This is a genomic window from Chthonobacter rhizosphaerae (assembly GCF_013839525.1).
Taxonomy (GTDB): Bacteria; Pseudomonadota; Alphaproteobacteria; order Rhizobiales; family Pleomorphomonadaceae; genus Chthonobacter; species Chthonobacter rhizosphaerae.
Genome location: NZ_JACDIS010000021.1, coordinates 22,630 through 36,477, shown reverse-complemented (window position 1 = coordinate 36,477; position 13,848 = coordinate 22,630). Strand labels below are relative to the sequence as shown.

Sequence of the window (13,848 nt, the reverse complement as noted above, 5' to 3'; positions counted from 1 at the left end):
CGACGGTGGCGGATAGCCCCTCGGGGTCCCCGGCCTTCATGATCTCGTGCAGGCGCTCCGACAATTCGGACGCGCTGGCGACGGCGTTCATGTCGTGGGTCTGCCGATAGCGTTCCCGCGCCTTCTCGTACTCGTCGTCCATCGCCCGAAAGTCTCATAGTTGGCGCTCAGGACCGGGCGATTGGTGGCTCCCCGTATTTCTCGAAGAGGAGGTTGAAGGCCTCGGCCATCAGATCGACCTGGTTCTTGCGCTGGCGGGCGGCCATAACGGCGAGCTGCACCCGGACCTCGGGATCGAAATACCCCGCAATCGAGACCTTCTTCTCACGGCTGGCCTGCACGGGCTTTTTCGGCTTTTCCTCGGGCACGGTTTCCGGGAGGAGGTCGGGCTGCTTCAGCTTCTTCAGCCCGGCGGCAAAATCCGGCTTCATGCGGCGATCCTCTGCTCGATCGTGCTTTCGATCCATTTACGGAGGCGGTCGATCTCCCGCGCCGCCTTGCCGTCGGGCTCCGTCTCCTGCGCCGACTGTCCGGTGATCAAACAGCGGTTATAGGCGACCCGCTCGCCAATCCTGATGGGACAAACCGGAAGGCCGATCATCCGTTCGATGGTCCGCTCGGCTTCGTTGTTCGCGATCATCGAATGCGCCTGAACGCCGTTCATGACGACGTAGGCGGGGCGCTGGACGATTTTCAGGAGTTCGACCGTCTTGGTCATGGCGCGAAGGTCCATGATCGACGGCTGGCACGGGATCAGGACAAGGTCCGACAGTCGCATCGCGTCGAGGGCCGTCGATTCCGTGTGCGGCGCTGTGTCGAGGACGACATAGTCCGCGCCGATCTTCGCCATTTCGTCGAGAGTCTTCCCAAGGCGGGAGGAGACGACGGACTGGACGAACGGGAACTCGGCTTCGCGGGCGTCGCCCCATTCGCTGGCTGATGCCTGCGGGTCGAGGTCCAGAAGGGCCACGGCCTTTTTCTGAAGCGTCAAGGCGACCGCGATATGGCAGGCGAGGGTGGTCTTCCCGGTACCGCCCTTGCGGGAAATCAGGGCTATCGTTTTCATGATCGTCCCCTAGTGCACTACGGCGATAGGGGACGCGTGGAGTCGTGTCAATCCCGACCGCGTGTGCGCCCGGTGTAGCGGTCCCGCCCGGTCGCCTTGTCGAAATCCCGCGTCGGCTCCGGCGACAGATTCCGCGGACGATCCTGTGTGGCCTCTTTCTCCGGCGGCGCGAGATTCCGTGCGGGCTCGTTCTTATTCGGCTCTGGCGGTGACAGGCCACGGGCGGGCGGGCCGGACGTGGGCTCCTTCTCCGGCGTCAAGCCGCGCGCGGGCTGCTTGGCCTTCTCAAAGTCGAGGCGGTGCTGGTTGGGGTTGGGATCGCGGGCGAGGGCTTTTCTGCCTTCTTCCGAACGGGCCCAATCCTGAACCTTGCGGTCGTAGCTTTCCTGGTCTCCGGGCATCCTTGGGGGACCCGCGCCCTTTGGGGGTGCAGGTTTGTAGGAGTGCTCGGGCTTTGGGAGAGGGGGAGGCCTCCGCTCGAAATTCTTCTTGTCCCGGTCGCGCTCGTCGTCCATTGCACGCTCCAAAGCCTGCTGCAGACGGTCCTGTCGGGTTGCGATCTCCTTCTCCAGAGACGCCTTCGCCCGCTGGTATTTATCTGTCAGGTGCCGGACCTCGAGCGCCTGAGTGTTTTCTAAGGATTTGAGTTCTTCCAGCTCGCGTTCAATAACGCCCCTCAGGGTTTTCTCATGAAGGGCACGCGCTTCTTGATCGGAGCGGGACTTGCCGGTCAGGTCGCGCAGGAACCGGGTAACACCTTTGGCCTGCATCCGCCGGTCGATGGCGTTCATTTCCTCGACGACGGTGCGCTTGAAAGTGTCGTTCCGGGCCTTCTGGTCGGCTTCCAGGCGGACCCTTTGCAGATCGTGCTTCCGGCCAAGCTCGATCAGCGCATACATCTCCCGACGCTCGATCTTCACTTTCCGCTCGTGATCGCGCTGCGCCCAAGCCTCCTCACGGCGCGTAAGCACGTCAGGGGCTTTCCGGACACGGTAATTGTAGACGCGGGACAGGTCGCGGCGTTTGTGCTCGGGCGGTAGAGGCTGGACGAGCTTGCGGGTGTTCTCGGCTTCCGCTTGAAGGCGGTAGTTTTCCGCAATACGGGCGTTCTCGGCGATGATCTCTCGGTTCTCATCGCCAAGCCGGGACCGCTTCCCCTCTTTCTCCATGGCGGCCGCCGTCGGCCCCAGATGCTTGGTCGGAATGCGGTCAATCCCCCGCGCCTCATAGGAACGATGATCAACACGCGTCGGCAGATTGAGCCGTTCAAACAGGCGGTTTTGATGGTTGGCCCACTCCTCGCGTTCCCGTTCAATTCCGGAAATCCGGGCGGGCTCTGACAGCCTGATCTTTTTGCCGAACCCATCGCTGGTCAGCTCGCGCATGGTGATCATCAGGTGGGCGTGGTGGTTTCGCCTGTCTGTCTGCTTTTCGGGTTGGTGGATCGCGAAATCGACGATCAGACCGCGCTCTACGAACTGCTCCCGCACATACCCACGAACCAGGTCAATGCGCTGCCGGTCGTTCAACTCGTGGGGAAGGGAGAGAGTAATTTCGCGGGCAAGCTGGCTGTCCTTTCGACGCTCCGCAGCCTCTACGGCATTCCATAAGGCATGGCGGTCGCGCATCCACTCGGGCGTGCTTTCGGGAGCCATGATTTCGGTGTGTACGACGCCGCGTTTGGCGGTGTAGTCGTGGGTCTCTCCGGTCCTGTGGTCATGAATTTTCTCAGCCGAACGGTAGGCGGCGGCAGCCGTAGCGCTCTTGCCGCTTTTCCGTCCTATGATCGAGGCTGAGAAGCGGTATTGGGCCATTTTCTCCGGGTCCGGGAGTGAGACGTTGCGGAGCAACGTATAACTGCGCTGTTACGTTCTTGGGGCTACAGCAAACTCGGAGTATCATCGCACGGACGGCGAAGCGGGTCTAGGATCAGAACGTATCGTGAGGGGCACATGGCACGAAAGACAACAGCTGAGCGGCTGGCAGAGGCAGAAGCGAAAATCGCGCAAGAGCTAGCGGCGAAAAAGCAGCTTCAGGCAAGGCTGAGGCAGGAGCAGAAAAAGGCCGAGGACAGGCGACGCTATGTGATCGGGCAGCTGGTCGAGGAATATGGCTCGGACGAACTGAAAGCGACAATCAAGGCCCTAGCAGATCAGCATGTGAAGGACACGAAAGACCGGATCAGGCTCGGGCTCCAAAGCGGTATTGTCGCCGTCAACGCGGCTTACGGGAATGCCGCGAGGGGAGGCGATCAGGCCGACATCTCCCCGACCGTGAATTCTCTGAACGCGCCGAAAGATGGGTAGCCATTCATCTTTCATTAATCTTCGTTAATGGCAGGATATGGGACAGGAGGGCTGTCCCATGGGCTTTGATCCTGAAACCGAAAGGTACACGTTCGACGGCGCGAAGCTGCCCACATACGAAAAGGGCATGGTGTTTCTGGGTCAGGATCGGGACGAGCAGAGGGTGGTCGGCGTCCACACGGACACGGGCGTTGTGATCTCTGCATTGCCGCGTTCAGGGAAAGGCGCGGCGTATCTCATTCCGAACATCATCACGGAACCCCGCAACGTCGTCTGTATCGACATCAAGGGCGAGAACACGACGCGCTGCTGGAAGCCGCGCTCGCATGCAGGACAAAAATTCCGGGCGCTCGACGCGTTCAAGCTGGCCGATATCCCGGATCGTTTCCGTGCGCGGTTCAATCCGCTGGACCTGATCGACCCGACGGCCAAGGACGTGATTGAGAAGCTTTACATGCTGTCGGACGGCATGGTCGTCACACACGATCCGAAGGCCGAGCATTGGGACGGCGGGGCGCGGACGATCCTCGCGGGCCTGATCGCCTTCGTTAGGGTTGCCTATCGCCGGGAGTATCAAAACCTAAAGACCGTCCGAATGCTCCTCATGCAGTCCGGGGAGGCGTGGGATCAGACCGTTGACAAGATGGCGATGGATGACAGTTGCGGTGGAATTATCCAGTCGGCGGCGGCAACGATCCGGCAGGCAGGGAAAGAGTTCGAGCACTTTCTGTCTGCTGCGCGGGAGAACACTAAGTGGCTCGATTCCAAGGTCATGCAGGACGCGCTGGCGGAATCCGATTTCGACCTGACGGAATTGAAAACGGGCAAGCTGGACCTCTTCCTCGTGATCCCCCGGGGCTATCTGGACCTCCACGGAAAATTCCTGCGCCTGTTCGTGCGCATGGCTTTGAATGTGATGCAGGAGACCGACGGCGGACGCTGCTTGTTCGCGCTGGATGAGGTCCACGCCCTCGGGCGGATGAATGAGTTGGTCGTCGCCGCTGGGCTCAATCCGTCGGCGGGCGTGCGGCTGATGCTGGTCCTTCACGACACTTCTCAATTGGAGACCATTTACGGGGAGAAGGACGCCCGGACGATCCTGACCTGTTGCGACGTGCAGGTGTATTTCGCGATGGGCAAGGAGGTGGCGGAGACGGTCTCCACCATGATCGGCCCCGTGCATCCGGACGAATTGGGGCTTGAGACCCCGCAGAAGGGAGGGCCGGACTATTACCCTGTGCCAGGCGCCCCGCCGAAGCGCCCGCTGCCGCCCGATCCCCGCATGCAGCCCGTGCAGGGGCAGGCCCCGTCCGTTCCCCGGATGCCTCCGAGCTACGTCACGCGGTCCCTGATGGAGCAGGCCGCGCATGTCCCCGCAGCGCCGCAAATGATGCCGACGGTTGTCAATGGGCGGGAGAAGCTGATGCCTGCGCTGCTGAACGCGTGGGGGCAGGCGCAATATGCCTCTCAGCTCGAAGCGGCGGCGGCGGCGCGTCTCGCCATCGACTATCTCGAAAAAGAGCGCCAGACCCATCACACCAACGCCATGGCGGCCTATCAGGACCGCATGGAGGAGCTGCGCCGCGATCACGAGCGGGCGATGGCGCACTATAAGTTGCAAACGGATTGGGACCGGAAGGACTACGAGACCCGCAAGGTGGAGTTCGAGGATCGTGTGGCGGCGATCCGGCACGGTTACGAGGTTGCCAAGGCGGACTATGACTTCAAGGTCCGTCTGGCCGACAACGATTTCACGAACGCAAAATCCAAGCTGGAAAGCCGCCTCCGCCACGCTGGCCTTCCCCGGATGACGCCGCAGGCTCTTCACACCCTGACGGCGGCGGAACCGGGGAAATGCGCCCGGTACGCCGTCGTCCGGACCAATCTCGGCATGTCTATCGTACAGGTCGTCCCCTATTGGGAGGGCATGGACGGGCTCGACCGTGTCGACGAATGGTGGGACGCGGTCGTCAAGGAAGAGGCTGAAAACCCGTCCAGCAAAATCGAGGGTGTGTTCGCGGACGAAATCTTGTTTGCCCGGATGCGGCAGAAGGTCCGGGAAGATCGCAAGGCCAGAGCGGAAGCGGAGCGCCTCCGAGCAGAGAAGGCAGAGAAGCGCCAAAAAGCACAAGCGGCAAAGAAGCGCCGCGAGGAAGAGGCCGCGCGCGAACGGCAGCAAGCCGCCGAAAGAGAGCGTCAGAGGAGGCTCCAAGCCCTACGGGAGGCCGTCGATATTGATTTGCTCGTGTCCGCCTATCCGGCGCTGGTCGATAATGAGTTCCTTTTTCTGTTGTCCATAGAGCAGCAAATGGAATACTGGGAAAAGATCGGGAGACGAGAAGAAATTGCCTTCGCGCACCGGGCGAAGCCTACAGGGTTTGATGAGGCACAGCGTAAGCAGGCGGCTCTTTTACAAGATGAGGTCATTGCCCGGAGGAGACGGGAGGCGAAACAGGCGGCGGATGCGAAGAGATTGTCGTCTCGGGCACAAGCGTTGCTTCGTAAGTTTCTCCCGAAACGGGCATAAATGCGAAGCCCAAAGGCAGAACAAAGGCGGGAATTTTCGACCCGCCTTCGCTCTTGGTTCGGTTTAATCCTTCTGCGGCGTATGCACGGGCTTTTCGCCCGTGCCATGCCAGCATCAAGTTCTTGATAATTGCTCATATTGTTCTTGTAGAAACTGAACCAGACTTTCTTCTCTCTCGATCATCGCTTGCGGCGCGTCAACAAGATAGAGGGCGTGTAGACGTGCCTCCGCCAGTTGTATTGTTGCTTTTCTGTATTTTACCTCAAGTTGCACTATGTCAGTTTTCATTCTTCATCCTTTCTCATTGGGTATGGATCGCGTCCATACCCTTGGCTCACGCCGAGGGCGGGGGGCAGAGCGTCAAGGACGAGACCGGAGCCACGCGCAGCTGCAGGCACGAAGCGAGCATGGCGAGGATGTCGGGCGATAGCCTTTATCCTTTACGCGGCGTTGGGGGCAGCGCCCCCAGTCTTACGGCAGAAGCCGGAAAATATCCAAACTTCGACCTGGATTCCAACCTATAACAAGGGGGAGATAAGGAGCTATCAGGCTTACTACTCCGGCTTGAGGTCCGGATAGAACGGGTCTCCCGCAAGAACTTTCCCACGATATGCTGGAACCGAAAGCGTGATTTCTGTGAACAGCTTATTGGTAACAACGACCGAAGTCGGATTTGCTGCCTTGTACCCGCTCCAGACTGCCTCTGTCATAAGGATCGGCTTCGTTTTGGGAATGCGAACATGCGTCCGTTCGCTGGTGAACATGCTCCGGAATGTTGGATCGTTGTGCAACATCTTATGAGTTAGAGGTTCTACTGTGAGCTGCTGAACAAAATCCGTTGCGTATATCTCCCGCCACTTCCAATCAGGGCCGGTCGCAAGAATCCCGAAGTTTCTTTGTTCGAAACCAGCTTCCACAATAGGATATTTGAAACTCTCTTCCGGCTTGTTGGCCATATCTGTTAGTTTGCTGGCGACGTTGGCAGGACGACCTAACCATACGAGGTTTCGATAATTATTCTGCTCCACGCCTTTTCGCCGAACGCCTGTTTTCGTGGCGAGCATTGTACCGTAGTCGATGCCGATCCCGCATTCGACTTCATTGCGGGTGAAGTGCTTGTTCAGTATGTGCTGAGAGACCGTGTTCATTGCGATTGCGCAATGGACCGCATTACTGAAGCAGTCCTTCTGGTCGAAGATCACCATCACGCGGTCGCCAATGATCCCTCGCACATGCCCCTTGTAGAAGCGGGCACAGCGCGTCATGGCGCGGACGAAGGCAGAATAGAGCTTCGCCACCGTCTGCTGTTTGTGCGAGAAATTGAGGGCGGTTGAGCGGCGGATATCGATGTAGAGAACGCACGTCTCGATCAGCTTCGCGCCCTGCCTCTTCGTGTCGAGATTGGGGAACGTGATCGAACCGTCCGAGGAATGCGGGACGGTGGTCGTGGTCGTGACGTCGATCTGAAAATCCTTTCCGAGGATCGTGCTGACCTCCTCGTTGATTTCGTCACGAAGGTCCTTTTGCGACATCGGGGGGCCCCATGTAGGAGGAAGCGAAAGCCCACAGCTTGCCCGCTGCCGGGATGAACAGAACGACAAGGGCGAGGAGCACAAGGAGCGCTCCGGCGTTGAACAGCTTCATCTTCCAGAGGGTGATCTGGCTGTTCGCGGCAATCTGAATGGAAAGGTCATCGAGGAAGTTTCGGGTGACGGCTTCGTTTTCCGGAGGATAGTACCGCTCGCGGACACGTTCCTTGTAGGCCGCAGGTTCGAAGGTCGCGATATCCCCAAAATAGAGAAGCGACTTCGCCTGGTTCGGATCTCTATAGATCCGGGTGAGAAGTGTTCTCGGCAGCAAGGAGATGATCGCGAGGAGAGCGGCTATCGCGAAAATCGGAAGCGCAACCGTGTAGGCTTTCTGCCAGGCAGGGGTAAGGGGCGTCGATCCGTTGAGGAGATTGATAGACGCGATGATCCATGCAGATGCGAACGTTAGCAGAGCTGCGTTCTTCGCCTCTGCGAATTTCAGGAAGTCCACTACCCTTCCAAGGATCGCCGTCAACAGGCGTTCGAAAGCTTCCTGCCGGTCGTTCTCGTCCATCGTTCACCCCCACAATTCTCCGTACCATAGAAGGTGAGCGTTGTCGGAACGTATCTTAGGGGTTGTGAGACTTGGAGCTGCTGGCTCTGGCTTGCGGAAAATAGCTGTAGAAGGCGGTGCGCCCGACCCCTAAGCGCTTTGCTATCTCGGAAACGGGGATCGTGCCTGCTGCTAGCATGGCCTTGGCCGCTTCAATATCGGCGTCGCTCAGCTTCTTGCGGCGACCGCCCTTCCGGCCACGGGCAACCGCTGCCTTGAGGCCTGCTATCGTCCGCTCCCGGTTGAGGTCGAGAAAATACTCGGCCACCGTGCCAAGCAGGTTGAACATCATCCGGCCCGTCGCCGTCTCGGTGTCCACATTCTCAGTGAGGGACAGGACCTTGATCCCTTGCGCCTGAAGGTCGTGGGCCGTGTTGATCATCTCGCGCAAGGACCGCCCGAGCCGGTCGAACTTCCAGACGACGAGCTGGTCCTCGGGGCGGAGGTAGGCAAGCGCGGCCTCGAACACCGGGCGCTTGGTGCCCGCCCTGCCGCTTTCCTTCTCCTCGAATATCTTCTCACACCCCGCCTGCCTCAGAGCGTCACGCTGAAGGTCGAGGTTCTGATCTTGGGTAGAGACGCGGGCATATCCTATCTTCATGTTCGGATAGTAGCGCACTCACGTTTTCCGGACAATTGAAAAGTGAACACGCAATCCGAACACTTTTCGATGCTGCCCGGCGCTCTGCCGACGGGGCTCTTGGGCATGTTCGAAAAACAGTCGTTTTGTGAACAAGCCAAATGCCCCTGCCCCACCGTGCAAAGCATTTGCTTAGTCATCGCGCCGTGCGAACAGGCTTTCACCTTCAGAGAATACCAAGAACATCTGTGAGTATCGTTAACCAAAAACATAGTCATCCGCCCGCTTATGTGATAATAAGTTAAAAGACCCTCGGTGTAGGTTCCGAGGGCCTTGAACAACTTGAGAGTGGACGGAGTATGGTAGTGCTAACTCGTGGGTTTGATTGGACGTCATTCCATGTAAAGAACATAGGTCATTTGCCCGATCTTTACAATACGATTTATTACGCTCTCCTCTCCGTATCCACAAGGCGGAGAGATAATGCACCAACTAACATTCCAGAAAACTGGTTCCAAGACCTATACGCCGCATCCTACTGACAAGCGGCAAGATAATCCCTTATTCGAACCCATACCTCATCACCCGATGCTTGGTCCTTGCGTCCGGGCGTGCGTTGAGTTGGCCTTGAGGCATTCCGATCCGGACATCCGAGACAGGCGGCTGAAAATCGTCCTGAGCACCTTCTTCGGGGGCGCTCATGGCTGTTAGGTACATGGCCGGGGTCTTCGATCTCGACATCCCGCCAGGACAAAAGCTGGTCCTGCTGGCATTGGCTGATTGCGCCGATGACATGGGGCGGTGCTGGCCTTCCCAGAAGAAGCTAGCGGAAAAGACGAGCTTCGTGCTTCGGACGGTGCAGTCACACCTCGAATGGCTAACCGAACAGGGCTTTCTGCAACGAAAGCATCGTAGCAACCGGAGCGGTTACCGGACTTCCGATGAGTATCAGATCAACCTACGTGCAAATTCTGCATGTAGGGATGAGGGCCTACGTGCAAATTCTGCATGTGATCAGGTGCAAAATTTGCATGTATATATAGATGAAACGTCAATAGAAACGTCAGTATTGTGCATTGATAAAGAATTTGAAGAGCTATGGAAAAGCTTTCCACTCAAAAAAGGGCGGAAAGAAGCCGATGCAGCCTATAGAAAAGCTCGCAAGCGAACGCCATTCGATCAGATCAAAACTGGCCTTCAGGCTTACATCGTCAGCAAACCAGACTGGCAGCAATGGAAGATGCTTTCTTCCTGGCTAAATGCAGAGCGCTGGACCGATGAGTATGCCCCTCCACCCAAAAAGGAGGCGCGGCAAGCCGTTAATAGAGAGGATGAATTAAATAAGGCAATGGGAATAGTCGAATGATTTTGGACGATATCGAAATAGAACAGATATTGCTTGGCGGCCTCCTCCGTGACAGTGACAAGATGCTTCACTGTCCGCTGAAGCCTGAGGACTTCTCAGCTCCCCCACACCAAGAGCTGTTTGCGAAGATGAAAGCCATTCTCTCGGAGAAAGGAGTCTTCGAGCCGAATGATTTTGCTGTTTGGGCGAGGGGAAAAACGTTTGCAGATGATGGCGACGGGATAGAGTACATCCGCGCCTTGACACGAGCGACCCTATCACCGGACGTCCCCGGCTTGTCTGCACAGATTGCGGAGTTCGCGGCTATCCGGCGGCTTGACGGAGTGGTGGACGAGGCCAAGGCGAAGATCGTGTCTGGGCAGCCAGCTTCGGACATCGCCGGATGGCTGAAGAGCCAGGTCGAGAACGGCTCCAATGCAGAAGGCGTTAAATCGGCGATTTCGGTCTACGAGGAGATTGCGCTCTCCCTCGAACGGCCGGCCGAACATTTCTCTACCGGCCTAGCTCGTCTCGACCGGGTGATGGGCGGCGGGCTCTATGCAGGATTCACATATGGGTTCTGTGGGGCCGAGAAGATGGGCAAGACCACACTCGCCCATTCGATCAGCTACAATCTCTCCTGCCCACACCTGTATGTGGCGTTGGAGATGGGTTCAGCGCAGATCGAGGCGCGGAACGTGGCCCGCGATATCGGGGTGAACTCCCTCGCGTTCTTAGGGTCACCCGGCATCGTCAAGCAGAAGCTGGCCCAGTATGTTCCCCAGCGCAAAGTCCACTATCTGGACGCGCCAGGCGCTTGCCTGCGGGAGATTCTCGACAGGGTGTCGGGGGCTATCCTCCGTCATGAAATCAAGGGCTTCATCATCGACTATTGGCAGCTCGTCGGGGGGCAGAGCAAAGGCGACACGGAGGAAAAGCACCTCCGCTATGTGGCTCAGGGGTTCGCCGATTTCGCGCGGAAGAACAAGGTCTGGTGCATTCTCATGGCTCAGATGAACAAGGACGGGCACCTGTTCGGGGGGAACGGGCTCCGGAAGGCATGCGATCAGCTCTTCATGATCGAAAAGTGCGAAACCGAAGAAACCGGGCGATGGCTTCGAATGGATGCGAGCCGCTACACGATGAGAACCGACATCGGGAATGAGAATGCGCCGGGGCTTCGGATGAACACGACCTCAGGGCCGTTCTTTGAGGACGCCTGATGAGAGCGGAACGGTGCCCCTACGATGAGCGCCTAAAGGCTGTTTGGCTGAGTAGGAACATGCCTACAGTCGGGCCCATCGCAGACTGCCGTGAAGGCCTGAGCGTCTGGTCTTATCTAGATGATGATGTCGCTAGAACCGAAGAACCACCCCTCCCTCCCATTCCAAAGCGAAAAGGCTGGAGGCGCTTGGTTCTGAGCGGACGTGTAAAGTTGAATGATGGTGGACATGAAAAAGGGCGCCCGTCTTAGGGGCGCCCTATGAAAAAGCTCTCAAGCTTTACTAGTTCAATTACCAGTTGGACGGATCCAGCTTCTTGAACTCCTTACGGAAGCCCGAACCCGGATTGGTGATATCGAGGTCCCGGACAAAGCCACCGGCAGCCGAGTCCGGATTGGTGATGTCCATCTCCCCGAGGATCACAATCGGGGCCGATTTCTTGGTGAGGCCGACCGCCTCGACCAATTTGCGGAGCTCCGAGTTGCCGCCCAGGATGCCGTGTTCCGCGATGTCCTTCGGGCTGATACCGGTCACAGCCTTGAAGGTCTGCGTCACCAGGTTGTGCTCGTCCTTCGCCGCTTCGAAATTGCCGCCGATCCAGCTGATGGGCGCCATGGCAACGCGGAGCACCTGGCTGCCGACATCCTTCTTGCACGCGCTGTCCAGCTCCCCCTTCGCCTTCTGGAACTCAGCTTCGGTCTCCGACTCGTACTTGGCGATCTCCTCCTTCGCCAGCGTCCGGTAAGTGGTGTTGATCAGCTCGTTGAGGTCAGCCGGAGCGACGGCTGCGAGCATGTCCGAGAACCAGACGTCGAACGCCTTATCCATATCGGTGACGGAGAAGCGCTGAAGAACGGGGGCCACCTCCGCGTCGAAGATGGGGCGGGCCTGCTCGCGCTTCGCCTCGATCCAAGCGTCGCGGAATTCCTTGGGAGCCGTCGCAAACTCGATGTTGGTGTTCACGGTCTTGAACTTCGTACGGACCTCATCGCGCTGCTTCGAGAAATCCTTGCGCGCCTCGATGCAGGGATCGAGGAAATCGAAGGCCCCCTTGGCAAGCGCAGGCGTCACCGAGACGGAAGCCAGAGCCACGGCCGAAGCCAGCAGAAGCGTTTTCATGACACACGTCCTTTGTTTGATGGAGAAGAGGAGGGGTGGCGGGCTTGAACACCCGCCACCTGGTCGTCAGCCCAGCGGCTTACGGAAGATCGAGTTCGGCCCGCCGAAGATGCCGTAGCGCTCGATGTCGCGGATGCTGACGCCGATGGTCACACGCAGGAACTTGGCGACCTCACCGCTCTCACGGACGACACCCTCGATGTTGCCGTCCACGATCTTCACCGGCGCGGAAATGATCTTCATCAGCTCGCCGTTCGGCCCGAAGGGCTTATCGGCCACGAAGAGCTCGTGGATCAGCAACCCGGCTCCGGCACAGGCCGCAGCTGCGGGAGCGGCGACGAGCGCCTCCTTGCAGATGATGATCTCGAACGTTTCGGCGCTCGCCGGGCTCGCCGAAACCAACGCACCGGCCAGCGCAGTACCCGCCACCGATGCGATGATGATCTTGCTCATGAGGAATACTCCTCTCAGTGCTTTCGCGCCCTCTCTTGGGTCGCAAAAGACATGTAGGGTCATTCCATGAGCTTTTTGAAGAGCAATTGTTTAGACTAATTCTGTCTGTTATTTGCGTTTTGGGACGGCGTTGCTCAGAGTAGGACTATTTTAACCGACCTTGCCCACTTTTAACAAAACTATACTTCATTGTCGGATTGAGAGCAAAATCTGCGCACGCGTTGCAAATTTTGCCTGGACGTCGCAGAATTGGTTGTAAGGGGGGAAAGGGGCGCCTTGCGATGGAACAGCCAGCAACACAGCTACTATCGCCCGAAAAGTCCTCACGCCTGCGGTTGCTCATTGAACATTTGAACGACGCGCATGGGCTTTCGTACAAGGTGATCGCCGATAAGATTGGCGTCAATGTTCATTTCATATATCGACTTAACGCCAAACGAACCCCTGGCACCTTTGATGTTCTGAACAAAATGGAGACATATTACAAAGACAATAGCATCAAGAAGCCAAGCGATATCGATAATTTCCGACCTGTAAGTTTTGAATACGTTCTCAATCGGCTATGTCTTGACCAGTTTATATTGCAGGACTCAGAGCGAAAATCTGCAGGTCGTTATATACTTTTCTCTCTTTTAAAAAATGAGCGAATTGCGGTCACATGGATGGAGCTATTCGAGATCGATAGCAGGCTCACAGTTCCTGTATTCAAAGCTCGCAGGCCGAATAGCGATGGTAGAGAAATCATCTATAGGGGATTCTATTACGAATACATGTCGTCGTTGTTTATGTTCGGTCACATAGAAGATACTCCTCTCGCCCGCACACTCATACTTACGCCGGTAGGCGGAGCGCGCAGGCAAGATCGCTACGGGGTGATGTCAGGAGCCTCTCCAGCTGACCGTCTTTTCTCGTCCCCGTGCTACCTTTGGGACCTAGACTCGTCTGCAAGGCGAGCCGACTTCGACGAACTTCTCGGTGAGCAGGACTCCTCTCTCCTTGAGCCGCAATTTCCCGAAGCCATGGAAAGCCTGCTGTCTCGATCTGGGCTCCTTGCCTCGGTAGAGCGAACCGGAGGATAGTCCTGCAA

The 13,848-nt window shown here is 57.8% G+C and carries 15 protein-coding genes; 6 read left to right on the top strand and 9 right to left on the bottom strand.

The genetic code is table 11. The features are described 5' to 3' along the window. Nucleotides 1-167: 167 nt before the first annotated feature. From HND91_RS21835 to mobQ, 3 genes are read right to left on the bottom strand one after another with little or no spacing between them, the layout of a single operon-like run. Entirely contained in the window at nt 168-431 is a 264-nt protein-coding gene (locus HND91_RS21835; protein WP_181708731.1) for a ribbon-helix-helix domain-containing protein, read from the bottom strand. Continuing rightward, the gene (gene parA / locus HND91_RS21830) at nt 428-1,066 is read right to left on the bottom strand and encodes a ParA family partition ATPase (protein WP_181708730.1); all 639 of its coding nucleotides are present in this window, start codon (nt 1,064-1,066) and stop codon (nt 428-430) included. The genes HND91_RS21835 and parA overlap by 4 nt, the downstream gene beginning before the upstream one ends. Nucleotides 1,067-1,113: 47 nt before the next feature. Then, a complete protein-coding gene (gene mobQ / locus HND91_RS21825) occupies nt 1,114-2,880 on the bottom strand; it encodes a MobQ family relaxase (protein ID WP_181708729.1) in 1,767 nt (588 codons plus the stop codon). 138 nt (nt 2,881-3,018) lie between these two features. On the opposite strand from mobQ, the gene HND91_RS21820 reads away from it, so the two are divergent. Both HND91_RS21820 and HND91_RS21815 read left to right on the top strand, forming a co-directional pair. Next, complete coding sequence (locus tag HND91_RS21820) at nt 3,019-3,372, top strand: hypothetical protein (protein ID WP_181708728.1); 354 nt, start codon at nt 3,019-3,021, stop codon at nt 3,370-3,372. 58 nt (nt 3,373-3,430) lie between these two features. Continuing rightward, on the top strand, nt 3,431-5,899 hold the full coding sequence (locus tag HND91_RS21815; protein WP_181708727.1) for a type IV secretory system conjugative DNA transfer family protein: 2,469 nt from the start codon (nt 3,431-3,433) through the stop codon (nt 5,897-5,899). Between the two features lie 114 nt (nt 5,900-6,013). Here HND91_RS21815 and HND91_RS21810 read toward each other — a convergent pair whose 3' ends face one another. The 4 genes from HND91_RS21810 to HND91_RS21795 all read right to left on the bottom strand — a co-directional run bounded on the left by HND91_RS21810 (nt 6,014) and on the right by HND91_RS21795 (nt 8,642). Beyond that, nucleotides 6,014-6,187: a hypothetical protein gene (locus HND91_RS21810; RefSeq protein ID WP_181708726.1), complete on the bottom strand. Its 174-nt coding sequence runs from the start codon at nt 6,185-6,187 to the stop codon at nt 6,014-6,016. A gap of 266 nt (nt 6,188-6,453) precedes the next feature. Further along, complete coding sequence (locus HND91_RS21805) at nt 6,454-7,431, bottom strand: adenylate/guanylate cyclase domain-containing protein (protein ID WP_181708725.1); 978 nt, start codon at nt 7,429-7,431, stop codon at nt 6,454-6,456. Beyond that, the gene (locus HND91_RS21800) at nt 7,409-8,002 is read right to left on the bottom strand and encodes a Pycsar system effector family protein (protein ID WP_181708724.1); all 594 of its coding nucleotides are present in this window, start codon (nt 8,000-8,002) and stop codon (nt 7,409-7,411) included. The genes HND91_RS21805 and HND91_RS21800 overlap by 23 nt, the downstream gene beginning before the upstream one ends. A gap of 55 nt (nt 8,003-8,057) precedes the next feature. Then, nucleotides 8,058-8,642 carry a recombinase family protein gene (locus HND91_RS21795; RefSeq protein ID WP_181708734.1) on the bottom strand — a complete coding sequence of 195 codons (585 nt, stop codon included), beginning with the start codon at nt 8,640-8,642 and terminating at the stop codon, nt 8,058-8,060. 42 nt (nt 8,643-8,684) lie between these two features. Between HND91_RS21795 and HND91_RS21790 the strand changes: the two genes are divergently transcribed. From HND91_RS21790 to HND91_RS21780, 3 genes are all read left to right on the top strand, one after another. Next, nucleotides 8,685-8,873, top strand: a complete 189-nt coding sequence (locus tag HND91_RS21790) for a hypothetical protein (RefSeq protein WP_181708723.1) — start codon at nt 8,685-8,687, stop codon at nt 8,871-8,873. Between the two features lie 463 nt (nt 8,874-9,336). Continuing rightward, on the top strand, nt 9,337-9,987 hold the full coding sequence (locus tag HND91_RS21785; protein WP_181708722.1) for a helix-turn-helix domain-containing protein: 651 nt from the start codon (nt 9,337-9,339) through the stop codon (nt 9,985-9,987). Continuing rightward, nucleotides 9,984-11,189: a DnaB-like helicase C-terminal domain-containing protein gene (locus HND91_RS21780; RefSeq protein ID WP_181708721.1), complete on the top strand. Its 1,206-nt coding sequence runs from the start codon at nt 9,984-9,986 to the stop codon at nt 11,187-11,189. The genes HND91_RS21785 and HND91_RS21780 overlap by 4 nt, the downstream gene beginning before the upstream one ends. A gap of 291 nt (nt 11,190-11,480) precedes the next feature. On the opposite strand, the gene HND91_RS21775 is transcribed toward HND91_RS21780, so the two are convergent. Both HND91_RS21775 and HND91_RS21770 read right to left on the bottom strand, forming a co-directional pair. Further along, the gene (locus HND91_RS21775) at nt 11,481-12,308 is read right to left on the bottom strand and encodes a hypothetical protein (protein WP_181708720.1); all 828 of its coding nucleotides are present in this window, start codon (nt 12,306-12,308) and stop codon (nt 11,481-11,483) included. 66 nt (nt 12,309-12,374) lie between these two features. Continuing rightward, nucleotides 12,375-12,761 carry a hypothetical protein gene (locus tag HND91_RS21770; protein WP_181708719.1) on the bottom strand — a complete coding sequence of 129 codons (387 nt, stop codon included), beginning with the start codon at nt 12,759-12,761 and terminating at the stop codon, nt 12,375-12,377. Nucleotides 12,762-13,042: 281 nt separating this feature from the next. Between HND91_RS21770 and HND91_RS21765 the strand changes: the two genes are divergently transcribed. Beyond that, entirely contained in the window at nt 13,043-13,840 is a 798-nt protein-coding gene (locus HND91_RS21765) for a hypothetical protein (RefSeq protein WP_181708718.1), read from the top strand. Nucleotides 13,841-13,848 lie beyond the last annotated feature (8 nt).